This is a genomic window from Tenacibaculum sp. SSH1-16, assembly GCF_040104435.1.
In the GTDB taxonomy this organism is placed as follows: domain Bacteria; phylum Bacteroidota; class Bacteroidia; order Flavobacteriales; family Flavobacteriaceae; genus Polaribacter; species Polaribacter mesophilus.
On record NZ_JBECOV010000002.1, the window covers coordinates 98,116 to 117,517 of the forward strand.

Below are 19,402 nucleotides of genomic sequence, written 5' to 3' on the forward strand. Positions count from 1 at the left end.
CAGCAAAACTACCTCAATAACTTTTTCAATTTTACCTCTTTTGACATAATTATTAACCCAAAAGATTTTACTTTTAATACAAAGAAGTAAATTTGTAACATGAACAAGAAAGTAATTTTAATGATTTTGGATGGATGGGGGATTACCCAAGACCCAAAAGTATCGGCTATATACAACGCAAAAACTCCATTTATAAATTCGTTATACAATAAATTTCCACATGCACAATTAAGAACCGATGGAGAACATGTTGGTTTACCAGTAGGACAAATGGGAAATTCTGAAGTCGGACATATGAATTTAGGTGCTGGTAGAATTGTATATCAGAATTTAGCCAAAATTAACAAAGCTGTAAAAGAAGGAACTTTAGCACAAGAAAAGGAACTTCTAAACGCTTTTGAATACGCTAAAACAAACAATAAAAATATCCATTTTTTAGGATTGGTTTCTAATGGAGGAATTCATTCTCATATTAATCACCTAAAAGGTTTGCTATCTGCAGCTAACAATTTTGGTTTAGATAATGTATACCTACACGCTTTTACTGACGGTCGTGATTGTGATCCTAAATCAGGAAAGTATTTCATCAACGATATTCAAGAACACATGCAAGAAACTACGGGTGAATTGGCAACAATTACTGGTCGTTACTATGCAATGGATCGTGATAATCGTTGGGAACGTGTGCAACTTGCTTACGAAGCTTTAGTAAACGGAAAAGGAACTTTTTCTTCGGATGCTCCAGCTAGTATTCAACAAAGTTATGATGCAGATGTTACTGATGAGTTTATCAAACCAATAGTAATGGTTGATGAAAGTCAACAACCAAAAACTGTAATTAAGGAAGATGACGTTGTTATTTTCTTCAATTTTAGAACAGATAGGGGTCGTCAATTAACAGAAGCTTTGAGCCAAAAAGATTTTCCTGAATTCAACATAAAAAAACTACCGTTATATTTTGTTACCATGACAAGCTATGACGATACTTTTAAAAACATCCATGTTATTTACGATGGAAAGAACATTGAAAACACTTTGGGTGAAGTATTAGAGTCAGCTGGAAAAAGTCAAATTAGGATTGCTGAGACAGAAAAATATCCACACGTTACCTTCTTTTTCTCTGGTGGAAGAGAAGATGAATTTACAGGAGAAAAACGTTTGCTTTGTCCATCTCCTAAAGTAGCTACCTATGATTTAAAACCTGAAATGAGTGCTTATGAAATTCGCGACGCTATTGTTCCTGAACTACAAAGCGGCAATGTTGATTTTGTATGTTTAAACTTTGCTAATGGTGACATGGTAGGACACACAGGTGTTTTCGAAGCTGCTGTTAAAGCTTGTGAAGCAGTTGACAATTGTGTTGAAGACGTAGTAACAACTGCGTTAAATAATGGCTATACCACTATTTTAATTGCAGATCATGGAAACTGTGAAACAATGATTAACCCAGATGGAACACCACATACAGCGCACACCACCAATCCTGTCCCTATGATTTTAATTGACAAGGAGTTAAAATCAATAAAAAGTGGTATTTTAGGCGACATTGCTCCAACTATTTTAAAATTAATGGGTATTGAACAACCTAAAGAAATGACACAACATTCGCTTATTTAAAAATATATTTCATGAAAAAAATCGTATACCTTTTTATAGCCTTACTTATTATTTCTTGTGCATCGACACCAAAGAACCTAGCAACAAAAAATGAAAATGGAAATTTAGTTGGTATTGCCACTAAAAAAGACTTCCAACAAGAGCCATACGGAAGTGAGTGGTTTAACGATTTTTATTCATATTACGAAACAGATAAAGCTACCGTAGAAAAACTAAAACCATATTTAAAGGACATAAAAATAAAAGGTTTTATGGGAACTTGGTGTGGAGACAGTAAAAGAGAGATTCCTAATTTTTATAAAATCTTAGACGAAGCCGAATTCGATTATAAAAACCTTGAATTAATTACAGTAAACCGTCAGAAAAAAGCTAATGGTTTAGAAGAAGGTTTCAATGTAATTCGAGTTCCAACCTTCATTTTTTATAAAGACGGAAAAGAAGTTGGGCGTTTTGTAGAACATGCTGTTGAAGGTAGCTCAGTTGAAGAAGATTTCTTAAAAATACTATCTGGTCAAGAATACAAACATCCATATCAAAAATAACTGTAAATTTGCGCCTCAATATTTTTACCATGATTAAACCAAAAACTAGAGAAGAAATTGAATTAATGCGCGAAAGTGCTTTAGTAGTATCAAAAACCTTAGGTATGCTTGCCAAAGAAGTAAAACCTGGTGTTACTACATTGCAACTTGATAAACTTGCTGAAGATTTTATTCGTGAGCAAGGAGCTATTCCTGGTTTTTTAGGTCTATATGATTTCCCTAATACACTTTGTATGAGCCCAAACTCACAAGTAGTTCATGGAATTCCAAATAACACACCTTTACAAGAAGGTGACATCATCTCTATTGATTGTGGTGCTATAAAAAATGATTTTTACGGAGATCACGCTTACACGTTTGCTGTAGGTGAAATTGCCCCTGAAACTCAAAAACTACTTGATATCACTAAAGAAAGTTTATATGTAGGTATTCGTGAACTTAAAGTAGGAAATCGTGTTGGTGATGTAGGTTTTGCTATTCAAAACTTTACTGAAAAACATGGCTATGGTGTTGTTCGTGAACTGGTAGGACACGGATTGGGACGCAAAATGCACGAAGACCCAGAAATGCCTAACTATGGACGCAGAGGTCGTGGTAAAAAATTTATTGAAGGTATGGTAGTTGCTATTGAACCTATGACCAATATGGGAACTCATAAAATCCGTCAACATAGTGATGGATGGACAATTACCACTTTAGATGGTAAACCATCAGCACACTTTGAACATGATGTAGCCATAGTTGATGGTAAACCAGAGTTACTATCTACCTTTAAGTATATTTACGATGCTTTAGGTATCGAAAGTAATGAAGAAGACGAATTTAGACAACAACCATTAGTTATATAATTTGTGTCTTTATTTAAAACGATACTTAATACTATTCCTAGACCTATATTAATCAAAGCCAGTTATTGGGCTCGTCCCATTATTACTTGGTGGTTAAAAGGAGATAACTTTACAGATCCGATTGACGGAAAATCATTCAAAAAGTTTTTACCTTACGGATATGGAGTTCAACGTAAAAATGCACTTTCTCCTTCTACTTTATCATTGGAAAGACATCGTTTAATGTGGCTTTTTTTACAACAGGAAAGTAACTTCTTTACTTCCGATAAAGAGTTAAAAGTATTACATATCGCTCCTGAGCAATGTTTTTTAGACCTTTTTAGAAAACAGCAAAATTTAGAGTACACAACATCCGATTTAGAATCACCTATAGCAGATGTAAAAGCAGATATTTGCGACCTTCCTTTTGAAAACAACTCTTTTGATGTAGTGTTTTGTAATCATGTGCTGGAACATATCCCTGACGACACAAAGGCGATGCAAGAATTGTATCGAGTAATGAAAGTTGGTGGATTTGGTATTTTTCAAATTCCGCAGGATTTATCAAGAGAAGTTACTTTTGAAGATAATTCTATTACCGACACTAAAGAACGTGCAAAAATATTTGGTCAGTACGACCATGTACGTGTGTACGGTCGTGATTATTTTGATAAACTACGTTCTGTAGGATTTAAAGTTGATGAAATAGACTACACAAAAAAAATCGCTCCAGAAAAACTAGAACGATTTGCTTTAATGAAAGGCGAAATTTTGCCTGTATGTTACAAAAACTAGTTTACGAATTCTGCTAGTTCTCCTGCTTCATTATGATATAACAACACCACTTTAAGCTCTGGATGTTCTTTTAGAAACTCTTTTGTTTTTTCTAAACCCTTTGCTAAAAAAGCCGTTGCATAGGCATCTACATCGGCGCAGTCACCTTTTAATCGAACTGACACACTTAACAAATTGCTCTCTTCTGCTAGTCCTGTTTTGGCATTTACCGTGTGTACTATCTTTTTTCCTTCAGTATTTAACTTGTACTTTCTATAATTCCCTGAAGTTGCCATAGATTCATTATCCAGCTCAATTATTTTTTGAACAGAACGTGTTCCATCAGCATTTGGCTTTTCAATCGCTACTTTCCAAAGCTTTCCGTCTTTTGTTCCTCTAGCTCTGATCTCTCCTCCTATTTCTACTATGTAATCATCAATGTTTTTCGACTCTAAAAACCTCCCAACAACATCTACTCCATAACCTTTAGCAAAAGCATTAACATTAAACTCTATATTTTCACTATCTCTATAAACTTTTCTGTTTTTTAACACAACTTTATCAAATCCTACATTCTCCATCAAAGCCGCTATTTCTTCAGAGGTCAAATCTTTCTTTTCTTTTCCTGAGCCAAAGCCGTAAGCATCTATCAGTCTACCAATCGTCGGATCAAAATAACCATCAGTTTCCTTGTAAATTCTTTTAGCCTTTTCAAAAACTTCTACAAACATATCATCAACTATTACAGTGGTGTCTCCTTGGTTAATTTTTGAAATATCAGAAGTAGGCATGTATGTAGACAATGATTTGTTTACCAAATTAAACAAACTATCAATAGGTTTTTGATAATCAACCTTATTCAAATAGGTTATATGATATGTAGTCCCAAAAACAGCTCCTTGTAATTTAGTTATCTTTTCTTTTTTTTCTTCCTTACAAGCTATTACTAACAATAATGAAACTACTAAAAGCGTTATCCTTTTAATCATCTTTAAAAAATTTAGTCACAAAAATAATGTATTCACACTTCATAAAAGATTGTTAATTCTCTTTTTTGTGTCTTCATTTTTATAAATTTGCTCAACGTTTAATATATCTAAAAAATAGAATAAAATGAGAAAAATATTTTTATTCCTTACTGCTTCAATCTTATTAGCATCTTGTGCTTCAACGAAAGAATTAGAAGCTATAAAAGCTAAACACGAACAAACTAAAGAAGAATTACTAGCTGTAAAAGCTAACTTGACCAAATGTTTAGTTGAAAAAGAAAACTGTGAAGAAAAGGCATTTTCTTTAGAGTCTAGAGTTACAGAATTAAAGAGAGATAAAGAAAACACTTTACAACAAGTTGAAAACTTAACAGTTTTAACTAAAGGCGCTAATGATAACATTAAAGAGACATTATCTCAATTAAGCAAGAAAGATAAGTACATCAACAAAATTAGAGAAGCTGCTTCTAAAAAAGATTCTTTAAACTTAGTAGTTGCTTTTCACTTAAAAAGAGAATTACAAGACGGTATTGATGACGAAGATATTGAAGTAAATGTTGAAAAAACAGTTGTATTCATTTCAATTTCCGACAAGTTATTATTTAAAAGTGGAAGTTACACTATTAACGACAAAGCTTCTAAAGTGTTAGAAAAAGTTGCTACTGTAGTTAACGGACAGCCTCAAATGGATGTAATGGTTGAAGGACATACAGACAACACTCCTGTTTCAGCTGGATCAGCCTTAAAGGATAACTGGGGATTAAGTGTTTTACGTTCTACTGCTATCGTTCGTGAGTTACAAGGAAAGTATAATGTTGCTCCTGAAAGATTAATCGCAGCTGGTAGAAGTAGTTATGTTCCTTTAGTAGAAAACAACAGTCCTGCTAACAAAGCCAAAAATAGACGTACAAAAATTATCATTTTACCAAGATTAAATCAGTTCTTTGATTTATTAGATCAAAAAGTGGAGTAATTTTTAAACACATAATTCAAAAAAAGCATGCCTTTAGCATGCTTTTTTTATACTCTTTACTCAGTTAAAATAAGCAATAGAAAAATTAAACTAACACGCTATTTGTCAATCAAATAATTAATCGTACATTTGCAGACCTTTTTAAAGGATAAAATTAATTATTAATAAACAAAAACTAATCGTGTAATTATGAACACATTAAGTTACAAAACAGTATCAGCTAATAAGGCTACCGTAAACAAAGAGTGGGTTTTAGTTGATGCGGACGGGCAAACATTGGGTCGTCTAGCTTCTAAAGTTGCAAAACTTATTAGAGGTAAGTACAAGCCAAATTATACTCCTCACGTAGATTGTGGAGACAACGTTGTTATTATCAACGCTGAAAAAATTAACCTAACTGGTAAAAAGTGGACAGACAAGTCTTACATTCGTCACACAGGTTATCCAGGAGGCCAAAGATCATTAACTGCTTCAGAAATGTTCGAAAAAGATCCTACAAGATTAATCGAAAAAGCAGTTAAAGGTATGTTACCTAAAAACCGTTTAGGTAGCGCGTTATACAAAAACTTATATGTTTACGCAGGTACAGAGCATGGTCAAGAAGCTCAAAAACCTAAAACTATTAACCTTAACGATCTTAAATAATTATGGAAACTGTACACAAAATAGGTAGAAGAAAAACAGCTGTTGCTCGTGTTTATGTTTCTCAAGGAAGTGGAAACATCACTATCAACAAAAGAGAGTTTAAAAACTATTTCACTACACCAACTTTACAATACAAAGTTCAACAACCTTTAATGTTAACTGAAAACTTAGAGGCTTACGATGTAAAAGTAAACGTATACGGTGGTGGTGTTACTGGTCAAGCTGAAGCTATTCGTTTAGCAATTACTAGAGCATTAGTTGCTATCAATGAAGAAAATAAAGCTGTATTAAAGCCAGAAGGATTATTAACTCGTGATCCAAGAATGGTTGAACGTAAGAAATTCGGTCAGAAGAAAGCACGTAAGAAATTCCAGTTCTCTAAACGTTAATATTTTACTGAACTTGTTTCAGTATTTAAATGTTTCGAGACTGTTATTTATAAATCAATTTTTAACAGTTTAGTATCTAAATATTTCAGACTTAATAACTACTGAAATATTGCGAAAACAGAACGTAAACACATTTATTAAAATGGCAAACATTCAAGAATTATTAGAAAGTGGTGTTCACTTTGGACACTTAACTAGAAAGTGGAACCCTAACATGGCTCCATACATTTATACAGAGCGTAATGGTGTTCACATCATCGATTTGTACAAAACTTCAGCTAAAATTGACGAGGCTTCTGCTGCGTTACAAAAAATAGCTAACTCAGGACGTAAAATCTTATTCGTTGCTACTAAAAAGCAAGCTAAAGATATCGTTGCTGAAAAAGCTAAAGCTGTAAACATGCCTTACATTACTGAGCGTTGGCCAGGTGGTATGTTAACAAACTTCGTTACTATCCGTAAAGCCGTTAAGAAAATGACTTCTATTGATAGAATGAAGACTGATGGTTCTTTTGATGCATTATCTAAAAGAGAAAAATTACAAATTACTCGTCAACGTGAAAAATTAGAAAAGAACTTAGGTTCAATTTCTGATATGACTCGTTTACCGGGAGCTTTATTTGTAATTGATGTAAAGAAAGAACACATTGCTGTTGCTGAAGCACAAAAATTAAACATTCCAATCTTTGCAATGGTTGATACAAACTCGGATCCAAGACCAATCGACTTTGTAATTCCTGCAAATGATGATGCTTCTAAATCTATCGATAAAGTATTATCGTATGTAACTGATGCAATTGCTGAAGGCTTAACAGAAAGAAAAGCTGATAAGGAAAAAGCTAAAGCTGAAAAAACAGCTGATGCTCCAGCAAAAGAAGAAGCAAAATAATTTTTTAATTTAAAGGTTTCATTACATTGGAACCTTTAAATTTTTACAACTTTGTACAACAATATATTTACAACTAAAAAATAACGATAGAAATGTCAGTAAAAATTAGCGCTGCAGACGTAAAGAAATTAAGAGAAACTACCGGAGCTGGTATGATGGATTGTAAAAAAGCATTAGTAGAAGCTGAAGGTGATTTTGATAAAGCTATTGAAATTTTACGTAAAAAAGGACAAAAGATTGCTGCTAAAAGAGCAGATCGTGAGTCTACTGAAGGTGTGGCAATCACTAAAATTAGCGATGACAACACATACGGTGTTGCTATCGTATTAGCATGTGAAACAGATTTCGTAGCTAAAAACGATTCATTCAAAGCATTAGCGCAAGAATTTGTTGACATCGCTTTTAACCACAAAACAAAAGAAGAGTTCTTAGCTGCTGATTTTGGTGGTGTAACTGTTGCTGAAAAATTAATCGAGCAAACAGGAGTTATCGGTGAAAAAATCGATATCACTGCTTTCGAAAGAATTGAAGCACCATACGTAGGAGCTTACACTCACGTTGGTAAAATTGCTGCAATGGTAGGTTTAACTGCTGCTGTAGATAATGCTGCTGAGTTAACTAAAGACTTAGCTATGCAAGCTGCTTCAATGGGTGCAACTTCTTTATCTTACAAAGATTTTGATCCTGCTTATGTAGCTTCTGAAACTGAAGCTAGAATTGCTGCGATTAAAAAAGACAACGAAGAATTAGTACGTTTAGGTAAAACTTTAAAGAACGTTCCTCAATTTGTTTCTCGTTTACAATTAACTGATGAAGCTTTAGCGAAAGCTGAAGGAGAAGCTAAAGAGCAATTAAAAGCTGAAGGTAAACCAGAACAAATCTGGGACAAAATCTTACCAGGTAAAATGGAAAGATTTATCTCTGACAATACTACTTTAGATCAAGAACAATGTTTATTAGATCAAAAGTTTATTAAAGACGAAAAGAAAACTGTTGCAGAATACGTTTCTTCTTACGGTGATGTTGAAGTTAAAAACTTCGTAAGGGTTACTTTAGGATAATTCTCAACGACAATTTTATATGAAACCATCCATTTTTGGATGGTTTTTTTTTATGTGTTAAAATTAGAATAAAAAAAATATGTAGCTTTGCACAACTTTCAACAAAACAAATGCAATACAAAAGAATTCTTTTAAAATTAAGTGGTGAGGCACTAATGGGTGAGCGTCAATATGGAATTGACCCAAACAGACTTAAAGAGTATGCCCAAGAGATAAAACAAGTTATAGATAAGGGTGTAGAAGTAGCCATTGTAATTGGTGGTGGAAATATTTTTAGAGGAGTTGCTGGTGCTAGCCAAGGTATGGACCGTGTACAAGGTGACCATATGGGAATGTTAGCTACTTGTATTAATGGCTTAGCTTTACAAAGTGCCTTAGAAGACCAAGGAATTCACACTCGTTTACAAACTGCTATTGAAATTAAAGAAATTGCAGAACCATATATTAAGCGTCGAGCTAATCGTCACTTAGAGAAAGGACGCGTAGTAATTTTTGGTGGAGGAACAGGAAATCCGTATTTTACAACCGACACTGCAGCTGTTTTAAGGGCTATTGAAATAAATGCAGACGCCATTTTAAAAGGTACACGTGTTGATGGTATTTATACAGCAGATCCAGAAAAAGATAAAGATGCTGTTAAGTATGAAAACATTACATTTAAAGATGTTATTGAAAAAGGCTTAAAAGTAATGGATATGACAGCCTTTACCTTGAGCGAAGAAAACAAATTACCAATTATTGTTTTTGACATGAACACACAAGGAAACCTTCTAAAACTTGTTTCTGGAGAAAATATTGGAACAATAGTTGACAACGAATAAACCGAAAAATTATCCTCAACCTATTTGAGGTTTTAAATACGAACAAAATGAACGAAGAGATTGATTTTATTTTAGATTCGACTAAAGAGGCAATGGATAAAGCTATTAGCCACTTAGAAAAAGAATTAGCAGGTATTAGAGCAGGTAGAGCTACTCCTGCTATGTTAAGTACGATTATGGTAGATTACTACGGTTCTCAAACACCATTATCACAAGTGGCAAACGTAAACACTCCTGATGCTAGAACCATATCAGTTCAACCATGGGAAAAAAACATGTTACAAGAAATCGAAAAAGCAATAATGCTTGCTAACATCGGTTTTAACCCAATGAATAATGGAGAAAATATTATAATTAATGTTCCACCATTAACAGAAGAGCGTCGTAAAGGATTAGCTAAACAAGCAAAAGCTGAAGCTGAACACGCTAAAGTAGGTGTTCGTAATGCTCGTAAAGACGCAAACAATGAAATTAAAAAAGTTGATATTTCTGACGATATGAAGAAAAATGCTGAAGCTGATGTTCAGAAATTAACTGACGATTACGTAAAAATAATCGACGAAAAGTATACTGTTAAAGAAAAAGAAATTATGACTGTATAATTTCTTTTAAGAAATAGTTAAAAAAGAGCATCATATGATGCTCTTTTTTTCGTTTAATTAATTCATTTAGCATAACTTTGCTGAAATTTTTTTTGGATGACTTTTTGGACTAAAATCGCAGGCTTCTTATTGCGAAATCGTTACTTAGTTTTAATTACTATTGCTATAATTACAGGGCTTTTAGTCACTCAAATGAAACATATGCGCTTCTCCTATACAGAAGCCAATTTACTTCCTACAGACCATGAGGTTAATATAGAATACAATAAGTTTTTAGAAATTTTTGGAGAAGAAGGCAACCTCATTATATTAGGAGTAAAAGATTCTACAATATTTACTCCTCAAAAATTCAATGCTTGGAATAAACTTGTTAAAGATTTAGATAGTTTAACACAAGTGGATTTTACTGTTTCTATTGCTGATGTTCAGCAGTTAAAAGCAGATAGAAAACAAAGAAAATTTGTTGTTGAACCACTTTTTGAACAAGCTCCTTCGACTGATGAAGAAATAAAAAATATAAAAAAACAACTTTTTGAGAAGCTACCTTTTTATAACAACCTATTATACAACGATAAAGGCACTTTACAAACAGCAATTTATTTAAACAAAGATATTGTAAACACCCCTATTCGTAGAGATTTTGTGTTCGACATTCTAATTCCAACTATAAACTCTTTTGAAAAAGATCATAATATTGATGTTCGTGTTTCTGGTATGCCCTACATTAGAACCTTAAACTCTCAGAATATAACTGACGAAATGGGAATTTTTGTAATTGGTGCATTATTAATAACAGCCATTATCTTTTTCTTCTTTTTTCGTTCATTTAGAGCCACTTTTATTACACTACTTGTAGTTAGCATTGGAGTAACATGGGCTTTTGGGTTTATGGGATTATTCCGCTATGAGATTACAGTATTATCTGCTCTAATTCCACCATTAATTATTGTAATTGGTGTACCCAATGCAGTTTTTCTAATTAATAAATATCAACAAGAAGTAAAAAAACACGGAAATCAGGCTAAATCTTTACAACGTGTAATTTCAAAAGTTGGAAATGCTACATTAATGACCAATATTACTACCGCTTCTGGTTTTGCCACTTTTATATTTGTTAAAAGTAGACTAATGCGAGAGTTTGGTGTTTTAGCCTCTGTAAACATCATCAGTATTTTTATTCTAGCATTATTAATCATTCCAATTATATATAGTTTTATGCCTCTTCCAGAGCAGAAACATTTGAACCATTTAGAAAAAAAATGGATGGGAAATGTTGTTTCTTGGATGGAACGTATGGTAAAAAAACAACGAATTGCCATTTATATCACTACTGTTTCCATAATAATTTTAAGTATGATTGGCCTTTACATGATTCGTGTATCAGGTAGTTTGATTGAAGATATGCCTAAAGGAAAACAGTTTTATAAAGATATTAAGTTTTTTGAATATGAGTTTGGGGGAATTATGCCTCTTGAAATTTTAATTGACACCAAGAAAGAAAAAGGTGTTATGAAGCTTTCTACTTTAAAAAAGATGGAAAAACTCAATGAAACTATTGAAACTTTCCCTGAATTATCCAAACCTATATCTATAACCAATCTTGTAAAATACTCTAAGCAAGCCTACTATAACGGAAATCCTAAATACTATCAACTTCCAACAAGTCAAGAAAAAAGCTACATTTTTTCGTACACTAAAAACTCAGATAGTAACTCTGGAATGCTAAAAAATTTTGTGGATAGTACTGGTCGTTATGCACGTATTACCACTTTTATGAAAGATATTGGTACTGATAAAATGGATATTATCCAAGAACGACTACAAGCTGTAATCAATAAGCAATTTCCTGATGAAAAATTTGATGTTTCATTAACAGGGAAAGCATTAGTATTTTTAAAAGGAACCAACTATTTAATTAAAAACTTAGTTATTTCACTATCATTAGCTATTATATTAATATCTATTTTTATGGCGTGGATGTTCCGTTCACCTCAAATGATATTAATATCATTAATTCCTAACATGCTTCCTTTATTAATTACTGGTGGATTGATGGGATTCTTTGATATACCTATTAAACCTTCAACAATTTTAGTTTTTAGTATTGCTTTCGGTATTTCAGTAGATGATACTATTCACTTCTTAGCTAAATATAGACAAGAGCTGCTGGCCAATAACTGGAAAATAAAACCTGCTGTTTATTCAGCATTAAGAGAAACTGGAGTAAGTATGTTCTATACTTCAATAGTCCTTTTCTTCGGTTTTTTAGTATTTACTATTTCAAGTTTTGGAGGTACTATTGCATTAGGAGGTCTAGTTTCAATTACATTATTATTAGCTATGGTTTCAAACTTACTATTATTACCTTCTCTTCTACTTTCTTTTGAGAAAAGAATAGCTAATAAGAAAGTTTTAAAAGAAACTAAATTTAAAATACTACCTCCAAAAGAAGACAAGTAAATATTCAAAAACAACCATTTTAAATAAATATGGTTGTTTTTTTATTAAAGCTAACTTATAAAAGTTAACTCTTTATTCTTGGGTCTCTTTGTTGCTAATTAACAGCAAAAAAGTATCTTTGCTTGATTTTATTGAAGATATAAAGACATGAAAAGAAGTAGCGTTAAAGATTTATTACAATCTGACAATTTTTTACAAGAAGTACACGTAAAAGGGTGGGTAAGAACTTTTAGAAGCAATCGTTTTATTGCTTTAAATGATGGTTCTACTATTAATAATATTCAGTGTGTTGTAGATTTTGAAAATACCGACGAAACTTTATTAAAAAGAATAAATACTGGAGCAGCTGTAAGCATTCAAGGTACTTTGGTTGAAAGTCAAGGTAAAGGACAAACAGTAGAAATTCAGGTAAACAATTTGGAAATCTTAGGAGATTCAAATCCTGATGAATATCCAATTCAGCCCAAAAAACACAGTTTAGAGTTTTTACGTGAAAATGCTCATTTACGCGTAAGAACTAACACTTTTAGTGCTGTAATGCGTTTACGTTCTGCATTATCATTTGCAGTACATCAGTACTTCCAACAAAACGGGTTTTACTATGTAAATACTCCAATTATTACAGGTTCTGATGCTGAAGGCGCTGGAGAAATGTTTAAAGTAACTCAGTTTGAAGCAAACAAAGCTCCTGTAAACGAAGAAGGTGAAATTGATTATTCTAAAGATTTCTTTGGAAAAGAAACTAACCTAACAGTTTCTGGTCAATTAGAAGGTGAAACCTATGCGATGGCATTAGGTAAAATATATACTTTCGGGCCTACTTTTAGAGCTGAGAATTCTAATACTACACGTCATTTAGCAGAATTTTGGATGATTGAACCAGAGGTGGCTTTTAACGATTTAGATGCTAACATGGATCTTTCTGAAGACTTTATTAAATATGTATTACAATATGTATTAGACAACTGTAAAGATGATTTGGCTTTCTTAGACAATCGCTTAGCGCAAGAGGAAAAAACGAAACCTCAAGCGCAACGTAGTGAAATGGGCTTAATAGAAAAATTAAAATTTGTTGTAGATAATAACTTTAAGCGTGTAAGCTATACAGAAGCAATAGATATTTTAAGAAATTCTAAGCCTAACAAGAAGAAGAAATTTCAATTTCCTGTTAACGAATGGGGGGTTGATTTACAATCAGAACATGAGCGTTATTTAGTTGAAAAGCACTTTAAATGTCCTGTGATTTTATTCGATTATCCAGCAAATATAAAAGCATTTTACATGCGTTTAAATGAAGATGGTAAAACGGTACGTGCTATGGATGTTTTATTCCCTGGAATTGGAGAAATGGTAGGGGGTTCTGAAAGAGAAGAACGCTTAGACGTTTTAAAAGAAAAAATGGCAGAACTTAATATTCCTGAAGAAGAATTATGGTGGTACTTAGATACTCGTAAATTTGGTACAGCTGTACACTCTGGATTTGGTTTAGGTTTTGAACGTTTAGTTTTATTTGCAACTGGAATGAGCAATATTCGTGACGTTATTCCTTTTCCAAGAACACCTCAAAACGCTGAGTTTTAAAAAAATCATAAAACTTATAAATATCAATCGTCATTCCTTTACGAATGGCGATTTTTTTTGTCCTATTTCATATCTTTGTATATATGCTAAAACAAAGTTTACATCAAAAATTACTTCAAAAATTATCTCCACAACAAATACAGTTGATGAAGTTAATTCAATTGCCTACGCAAGCTTTTGAAGAGCGTTTGAAACAAGAAATTGAAGAAAATCCCGCATTAGATACTGGTAAAGATGAACCTGAAAATTTTGAGGATAGTTTAGCCAATGATGTTGATTATGACGATTCAGGTAATGAAAAAATAGATGCTGAAGATATAAACATTGATGAGTATTTAAGTGATGATGAATACCCTAGTTATAAAACGCAAACTAACAACTATTCCTCAGATGATGAAGACAAGCAAATTCCTTATGCAGCAGGTACTAGCTTTCATCAATCTTTAAAAAATCAATTAAATACATTTAGAATTGATGAAGAAGAAAGGGCCATTGCCGAATTTTTAGTGGGTAGTATTGATGATAGCGGTTATATACGTAGAGATATTATAGATCTAGTTGACGACTTAGCTTTTACCCAAAATGTTTTTACTACTGAGGAAAAAGTACAAAATGTTTTGATAAATGTTGTTCAAAAATTAGACCCTACTGGTGTAGGTGCTTTAAATTTAAAAGAGTGTTTAATCATTCAATTAAAAGCTAAATCTGAAAATGAAAGCAGAGCATTAGCAATAAGAATTTTAGAAGAAGCTTTTGATCATTTTGTTAAAAAGCACTACAAGAAGCTTTTAGAAAAATTCAATATTTCTGAAGAACAATTAAAGGAGATTATTAGCGAAATAAGCAAACTAAACCCAAAACCTGGAAGTTCTTACGCTGGAAATAATAAAATAGCAGAGCAAATAGTTCCCGATTTTTCAATTAAAATTATTGATGGGAACTTAGATTTAACTTTGAACTCTCGTAACGCTCCAGAATTACATGTTTCTAGAGAATATAACAATATGTTAAAAGGGTATCAGGACGCTAAAGAGAAAACTAAATCTCAAAAAGATGCTGTACTCTTTATAAAGCAAAAATTAGATGCTGCAAAGTGGTTTATTGATGCTATAAAACAACGTCAGCAGACCCTTTTAGTAACAATGAATGCGATTATGCATCGTCAAGAAGAATATTTTTTAACAGGTGATGAGCGTAAGTTAAAACCTATGATTTTAAAAGATATTGCTGATGAAATTGGCATGGACGTCTCAACTGTTTCTCGTGTTGCTAGTAGTAAGTATGTTTCTACACCTTACGGTACAAAATTGATTAAGGAATTCTTTTCTGAATCGATGAAAAACGACCAAGGAGAAGATGTTTCAACTAGAGAAATTAAGAAGATTTTAGAAACTGTAATTACAGAGGAAGACAAACGAAAACCTCTTACCGATGAAAAATTATCTAAAATTTTAAAAGAAAAAGGATACCCTATCGCTAGAAGAACAGTTGCTAAATATCGTGAACAATTAGACATTCCTGTCGCGAGGTTACGCAAAGAAATTTAATGCGATGGCATAAATTCATATCAACCATTCTTCACCCTATTGTAATGCCTACTATAGGAGTTATATTGTATTTCCTACTTTCTCCAATAAGCTTAAATAAACAACAACAATATACTATATTGGCAATAGTATTTGTAGCTACATACATTATACCTATGCTTCTGCTAGTTTTCTTAAAGTCTATTGGTCACATAAAATCTTTTCGCGTATATAGTATAAACGAACGAAAATTTCCAATTTTCTTTATGATGACTTTATTTTTAATTCTAGGAAAAATGTTTGCTAGTATGAGTATTTTAAAAGACGTTAGCTACCTCTTTTACGGAACTGTATTTGGTTTAGGCTTTATTTACTTGCTATTTCCTTTTAAAATTAAAGGAAGCCTCCATTTGTTGTCTATGGGAGTTGCAGTTGGATATTTCTTATTGTTTCAACAAATACAAGCTGTTTATGTACTCCCTATAATTATATCATTTATTTTTTTAGCTGGCCTTCTTGCAAGCTCAAGATTACATTTAAAAGCTCATAAGGTAAGAGAAGTATACTTAGGTTTTTTTATTGGCTTATTAAGTCCTTTTATTGCCTATTGTGTATTATAGTAAATAAAAGCTTAGGCCTAATTTAACTATTTTACTATCTATTGATTTTCCATTCAGAGTTACATTTTTAAACATAGGTGACAATCCGTAATATACATGGAAATTAAATGTACCATAACCTGCAGACAAAGTTAATCCTGCTTGCCATTTATTGTATTTTTCAACATTTGAAAAACTAACTCTTCCTGTTGGTGAATCGTATCGAAAACTATTACTTATGTTATAAGAGACTTTAAAACCCGCATAAAAACGCCAAAATGAATACGTATTTGCATCTGAAGATCGCCATCTAAACTGAATAGGCATTTCTAAATTGTGAAGTTTTATTTTGTTGGATGAAATGTCAGGGTCAGTTTCATACTCTTTTACATTTCCTTCTAGCACTTTTAACCCATGACTGAATGAGTCATAATTATACCCTAAACCTATAGCGATTGCTGTTCTACCATTTATATTAAAGGGTATATCCTTCATGTAACCGACACCTAGACCATAAGAGAAACCAGTCTTCCCGATTCCATCTGGTTGATCTTGTAATAAGTTATATGTTATATCAATGTATAACTGATCTTCCCAATACTTATCTCCTAACTGTAAAGAATCTTTCTGACAAAAAGTAGTTAATGACAGAAAAAACACGAAAAAACTTACTATATACTTCATAGATAATTAACTAACGATAAAGATACTTTTTTTGTATAAAAAAAGAGCAATCAATAGATTGCTCTTTTTGTTTTATTTAAAAGTAATTACTTCTTAATAACATCTCCCTTGTGAGTAGATAAACTTAATTTAAGAGCGTTAACATCTCTTAATTTCTCACGAATGTCAGCTAATGTACCTACACTCGATTCTCTATCTGCTTTTATAGAAGTTGTCATAAAAGGTACTTCTGCTTCAGAAACATTATCTCTTTCAAGATAGATAAAAGAAGGAACTTCATCTGGAGTCGCTATTTTATCATTTAACTGTATTCTATTGTACCCTGTTCCATACTTTGGGTCTTTAGCTTTACCAACATAAATTGTACTCACCAAACTTTTACGCTCAAGCTTCTTTACCTCACTGGCACTTGGTAAGCGAGGTGAATCTATTTGTAAATCTGTTTCTCTCATGGTAGTAGTTACCATGAAGAAGAATAATAACATGAAAACAATATCTGGTAAAGACGCCGTGGATAATGCTGGCAATCCTTTTTTCTTCTTTTTAAATTTAGACATATTCTATTGTTTTACTATTATTGAACATTTGTTGGGTCTGTATCAGAAATAATTTGAGGATAACTCGCCTTAATATCTTCAACTTTCTTTCTTAATGACTCATCTTTTCTTGCACTGTCTTTAAAAGCTTGTTCTAACTCTGTAAAGCTCATACCATATTTTTCTTGGCATAACCTGTTACGTAACTCTGTATAAGCTCTTAACAACTCATTTTGCACAGCCACATACGTACCATACTCAGTACCTCTATCACTCTCAACAGAGATTACTGCTTTTGTTGGATGATCTGACGACTCAGGGTCTTTATCACCTTTACAGTAATTACAAGTAGTTCCTGCTTCCATTCCTGGCATTGGGTTACCAATACCCCCACCATTATCAATAAATTTAATAGCAGCATCTTTTAAGTCTTTCAACTCCATTGCCTGATCTTCAACTAAAAGTTGATTGTTTCGGTTAATGCTTACTTGAAAAATATTTTTTTCTTTAATAATTGGTGGCTTTACATCAGTCTTTTCAGCTAACTTTTTAGGGATACCTGAATCAACATCCATAGTAGTTGTTACAAGGAAAAAGATAAGTAGCAAGAAGGCAATATCTGCCATCGAACCTGCATTAATTTCTGGGTTTTCTCTTCTTGCCATATTAACTTATGATTTAACTATTCCTTTTAATAAATCCCAAACAAAGAATGCACCAGCTATTGCCCCTAAGATAATACTGTATGTAATCCCTGTTCCTACCCATTTAGATGTACTTCCTTGTGCTGCTAATTCTGCTCCATCAGCTCCAATCACTTGTGCATCTGAAGATAAGAAATAAGACACTGCAAAAAGAACTGCTAATGCTAAAACACCTAATAATACCTTTTTTAATGCTGCAGGATTTTTAAACATCCCCCACATTGAAGCTGCAACTGCTGTTACTACTACTGCAATCAATAACCAATAAGAATAAGTTACTAAAGGAGAAACAGCACTTGATACTGCCTCTAAATCTTCTTTATCTATTCTTGCCACATTTAAAAATAATGCAGCACCGATAAGTGAAATTGCAGCTACTAGTAATGTTAATATTTTACTATTCATATTGATTGATTATTTTTTATACTTAGCTAATAAATCGATTAAAGAGATAGATGCATCTTCCATGTTGTTAACGATACTATCAATTTTCGAAATAATGTAGTTATAGAAAATTTGTAAAATAATCGCTACGATAAGACCAAATACTGTTGTTAATAATGCAATCTTAATACCACCTGCTACTACCGCTGGAGAGATATCGTTTGCTACAGCAATTCTATCAAATGCATCAATCATACCAATTACAGTCCCCATAAACCCTAACATCGGTGCTAATGCGATAAATAAAGATAACCAAGAAACATTTTTCTCTAATAATCCCATTTGTACTCCACCGTATCCTACTACAGCTTTTTCAGCAGCTTCTAACCCTTCATCAGCTCTTTCTAAACCTTGGTAAAAGATAGAGGCAACAGGACCCTTTGTATTTCTACATACTTCTTTAGCAGCTTCTACACCTCCTGAACTTAATGCTTCGTCAACGCTTGCTACTAATTTTTTAGTATTTGTTGTAGCCATATTTAAATAAATAATTCTTTCAATTGCAATAGCTAAACCTAAAATTAAGGCTACCAATACAATTCCCATAAACTTAGGGTCTCCTTCAATAAAACGTTGCTTTAACTCTTGGTGAAAAGTTTTCTCAGCTTCTTGAGCATAAGTTGATTGAATAGCTCCTAAAAACATAAATCCTGTAACAGTTAGGATATTTACTACTTTTTTCATTTTGTTATAATTAATTTTAAATAGTTAACGGGTTAAAAATACAAATTTTACTATG

21 protein-coding genes are annotated in these 19,402 nt (G+C 32.4%); 15 read left to right on the top strand and 6 right to left on the bottom strand.

The features are described from left to right. Positions 1-99: 99 nt before the first annotated feature. Genes gpmI through ABMY20_RS03085 form a run of 4 tightly spaced genes read left to right on the top strand, consistent with a single transcriptional unit; the run spans position 100 to position 3,781 of the window. The gene (gene gpmI / locus ABMY20_RS03070; RefSeq protein WP_349264623.1) at positions 100-1,617 is read left to right on the top strand and encodes a 2,3-bisphosphoglycerate-independent phosphoglycerate mutase; all 1,518 of its coding nucleotides are present in this window, start codon (positions 100-102) and stop codon (positions 1,615-1,617) included. Positions 1,618-1,628: 11 nt separating this feature from the next. Then, positions 1,629-2,159 carry a thioredoxin family protein gene (locus ABMY20_RS03075; protein ID WP_349264624.1) on the top strand — a complete coding sequence of 177 codons (531 nt, stop codon included), beginning with the start codon at positions 1,629-1,631 and terminating at the stop codon, positions 2,157-2,159. A gap of 29 nt (positions 2,160-2,188) precedes the next feature. Continuing rightward, entirely contained in the window at positions 2,189-3,007 is an 819-nt protein-coding gene (gene map, locus ABMY20_RS03080; RefSeq protein ID WP_047790005.1) for a type I methionyl aminopeptidase, read from the top strand. Between the two features lie 3 nt (positions 3,008-3,010). Continuing rightward, positions 3,011-3,781 (top strand): methyltransferase domain-containing protein, encoded by a 771-nt coding sequence (locus ABMY20_RS03085; RefSeq protein WP_349264625.1) that lies wholly within the window; start codon positions 3,011-3,013, stop codon positions 3,779-3,781. Here the strand turns inward: ABMY20_RS03085 and ABMY20_RS03090 are convergent. Further along, positions 3,778-4,749 carry an FAD:protein FMN transferase gene (locus ABMY20_RS03090; protein ID WP_349264626.1) on the bottom strand — a complete coding sequence of 324 codons (972 nt, stop codon included), beginning with the start codon at positions 4,747-4,749 and terminating at the stop codon, positions 3,778-3,780. The genes ABMY20_RS03085 and ABMY20_RS03090 overlap by 4 nt on opposite strands. A gap of 124 nt (positions 4,750-4,873) precedes the next feature. On the opposite strand from ABMY20_RS03090, the gene ABMY20_RS03095 reads away from it, so the two are divergent. The 11 genes from ABMY20_RS03095 to ABMY20_RS03145 all read left to right on the top strand — a co-directional run bounded on the left by ABMY20_RS03095 (position 4,874) and on the right by ABMY20_RS03145 (position 16,316). After that, positions 4,874-5,722: an OmpA family protein gene (locus tag ABMY20_RS03095; RefSeq protein ID WP_159614269.1), complete on the top strand. Its 849-nt coding sequence runs from the start codon at positions 4,874-4,876 to the stop codon at positions 5,720-5,722. A 189-nt stretch (positions 5,723-5,911) separates the two neighbouring features. Further along, positions 5,912-6,367, top strand: a complete 456-nt coding sequence (gene rplM, locus ABMY20_RS03100) for a 50S ribosomal protein L13 (protein WP_047790001.1) — start codon at positions 5,912-5,914, stop codon at positions 6,365-6,367. 2 nt (positions 6,368-6,369) lie between these two features. After that, positions 6,370-6,756: a 30S ribosomal protein S9 gene (rpsI, locus tag ABMY20_RS03105; protein ID WP_047790000.1), complete on the top strand. Its 387-nt coding sequence runs from the start codon at positions 6,370-6,372 to the stop codon at positions 6,754-6,756. 142 nt (positions 6,757-6,898) lie between these two features. Next, on the top strand, positions 6,899-7,645 hold the full coding sequence (gene rpsB, locus ABMY20_RS03110; RefSeq protein WP_125065928.1) for a 30S ribosomal protein S2: 747 nt from the start codon (positions 6,899-6,901) through the stop codon (positions 7,643-7,645). Between the two features lie 92 nt (positions 7,646-7,737). Then, entirely contained in the window at positions 7,738-8,706 is a 969-nt protein-coding gene (gene tsf / locus ABMY20_RS03115) for a translation elongation factor Ts (RefSeq protein ID WP_047789998.1), read from the top strand. Between the two features lie 110 nt (positions 8,707-8,816). Then, positions 8,817-9,527 (top strand): UMP kinase, encoded by a 711-nt coding sequence (gene pyrH / locus ABMY20_RS03120; RefSeq protein WP_047789997.1) that lies wholly within the window; start codon positions 8,817-8,819, stop codon positions 9,525-9,527. Positions 9,528-9,574: 47 nt separating this feature from the next. Beyond that, complete coding sequence (frr, locus tag ABMY20_RS03125) at positions 9,575-10,129, top strand: ribosome recycling factor (RefSeq protein WP_047789996.1); 555 nt, start codon at positions 9,575-9,577, stop codon at positions 10,127-10,129. 96 nt (positions 10,130-10,225) lie between these two features. Further along, a complete protein-coding gene (locus ABMY20_RS03130; protein ID WP_349264627.1) occupies positions 10,226-12,589 on the top strand; it encodes an MMPL family transporter in 2,364 nt (787 codons plus the stop codon). A 147-nt stretch (positions 12,590-12,736) separates the two neighbouring features. Beyond that, positions 12,737-14,170 (top strand): asparagine--tRNA ligase, encoded by a 1,434-nt coding sequence (gene asnS / locus ABMY20_RS03135; protein WP_349264628.1) that lies wholly within the window; start codon positions 12,737-12,739, stop codon positions 14,168-14,170. Between the two features lie 83 nt (positions 14,171-14,253). After that, the gene (gene rpoN / locus ABMY20_RS03140) at positions 14,254-15,717 is read left to right on the top strand and encodes an RNA polymerase factor sigma-54 (RefSeq protein WP_349264629.1); all 1,464 of its coding nucleotides are present in this window, start codon (positions 14,254-14,256) and stop codon (positions 15,715-15,717) included. Further along, on the top strand, positions 15,717-16,316 hold the full coding sequence (locus tag ABMY20_RS03145) for a hypothetical protein (RefSeq protein ID WP_047789992.1): 600 nt from the start codon (positions 15,717-15,719) through the stop codon (positions 16,314-16,316). Before rpoN ends, ABMY20_RS03145 begins: the two co-directional genes overlap by 1 nt. Here the strand turns inward: ABMY20_RS03145 and ABMY20_RS03150 are convergent. From ABMY20_RS03150 to ABMY20_RS03170, 5 genes are all read right to left on the bottom strand, one after another. Next, positions 16,311-16,979, bottom strand: a complete 669-nt coding sequence (locus ABMY20_RS03150) for a porin family protein (protein WP_253679520.1) — start codon at positions 16,977-16,979, stop codon at positions 16,311-16,313. The two genes, ABMY20_RS03145 and ABMY20_RS03150, sit on opposite strands and share 6 nt — an antisense overlap. An 86-nt stretch (positions 16,980-17,065) precedes the next feature. Beyond that, positions 17,066-17,536, bottom strand: coding sequence for a biopolymer transporter ExbD (locus tag ABMY20_RS03155; RefSeq protein WP_047789990.1), 471 nt, complete (start codon positions 17,534-17,536; stop codon positions 17,066-17,068). A gap of 17 nt (positions 17,537-17,553) precedes the next feature. Beyond that, complete coding sequence (locus ABMY20_RS03160; protein ID WP_047789989.1) at positions 17,554-18,180, bottom strand: biopolymer transporter ExbD; 627 nt, start codon at positions 18,178-18,180, stop codon at positions 17,554-17,556. 6 nt (positions 18,181-18,186) lie between these two features. Beyond that, complete coding sequence (locus tag ABMY20_RS03165; protein WP_047789988.1) at positions 18,187-18,624, bottom strand: hypothetical protein; 438 nt, start codon at positions 18,622-18,624, stop codon at positions 18,187-18,189. A 9-nt stretch (positions 18,625-18,633) separates the two neighbouring features. Then, a complete protein-coding gene (locus ABMY20_RS03170; protein WP_047789987.1) occupies positions 18,634-19,347 on the bottom strand; it encodes a MotA/TolQ/ExbB proton channel family protein in 714 nt (237 codons plus the stop codon). Between the last annotated feature and the right edge of the window lie 55 nt (positions 19,348-19,402).

Bases quoted from the DNA above. Each gene is read 5' to 3' on its own strand.
- ABMY20_RS03165 (WP_047789988.1), bottom strand. From the start codon at position 18,624: ATGAATAGTAAAATATTAACATTACTAGTAGCTGCAATTTCACTTATC.
- ABMY20_RS03145 (WP_047789992.1), top strand. From the start codon at position 15,717: ATGCGATGGCATAAATTCATATCAACCATTCTTCACCCTATTGTAATG.
- pyrH (WP_047789997.1), top strand. From the start codon at position 8,817: ATGCAATACAAAAGAATTCTTTTAAAATTAAGTGGTGAGGCACTAATG.
- tsf (WP_047789998.1), top strand. From the start codon at position 7,738: ATGTCAGTAAAAATTAGCGCTGCAGACGTAAAGAAATTAAGAGAAACT.
- frr (WP_047789996.1), top strand. From the start codon at position 9,575: ATGAACGAAGAGATTGATTTTATTTTAGATTCGACTAAAGAGGCAATG.
- rpoN (WP_349264629.1), top strand. From the start codon at position 14,254: ATGCTAAAACAAAGTTTACATCAAAAATTACTTCAAAAATTATCTCCA.
- ABMY20_RS03155 (WP_047789990.1), bottom strand. From the start codon at position 17,536: ATGTCTAAATTTAAAAAGAAGAAAAAAGGATTGCCAGCATTATCCACG.
- asnS (WP_349264628.1), top strand. From the start codon at position 12,737: ATGAAAAGAAGTAGCGTTAAAGATTTATTACAATCTGACAATTTTTTA.
- ABMY20_RS03160 (WP_047789989.1), bottom strand. From the start codon at position 18,180: ATGGCAAGAAGAGAAAACCCAGAAATTAATGCAGGTTCGATGGCAGAT.
- ABMY20_RS03075 (WP_349264624.1), top strand. From the start codon at position 1,629: ATGAAAAAAATCGTATACCTTTTTATAGCCTTACTTATTATTTCTTGT.
- ABMY20_RS03170 (WP_047789987.1), bottom strand. From the start codon at position 19,347: ATGAAAAAAGTAGTAAATATCCTAACTGTTACAGGATTTATGTTTTTA.
- ABMY20_RS03095 (WP_159614269.1), top strand. From the start codon at position 4,874: ATGAGAAAAATATTTTTATTCCTTACTGCTTCAATCTTATTAGCATCT.
- ABMY20_RS03150 (WP_253679520.1), bottom strand. From the start codon at position 16,979: ATGAAGTATATAGTAAGTTTTTTCGTGTTTTTTCTGTCATTAACTACT.
- rpsB (WP_125065928.1), top strand. From the start codon at position 6,899: ATGGCAAACATTCAAGAATTATTAGAAAGTGGTGTTCACTTTGGACAC.
- ABMY20_RS03090 (WP_349264626.1), bottom strand. From the start codon at position 4,749: ATGATTAAAAGGATAACGCTTTTAGTAGTTTCATTATTGTTAGTAATA.
- ABMY20_RS03130 (WP_349264627.1), top strand. From the start codon at position 10,226: ATGACTTTTTGGACTAAAATCGCAGGCTTCTTATTGCGAAATCGTTAC.
- rpsI (WP_047790000.1), top strand. From the start codon at position 6,370: ATGGAAACTGTACACAAAATAGGTAGAAGAAAAACAGCTGTTGCTCGT.
- rplM (WP_047790001.1), top strand. From the start codon at position 5,912: ATGAACACATTAAGTTACAAAACAGTATCAGCTAATAAGGCTACCGTA.
- gpmI (WP_349264623.1), top strand. From the start codon at position 100: ATGAACAAGAAAGTAATTTTAATGATTTTGGATGGATGGGGGATTACC.
- map (WP_047790005.1), top strand. From the start codon at position 2,189: ATGATTAAACCAAAAACTAGAGAAGAAATTGAATTAATGCGCGAAAGT.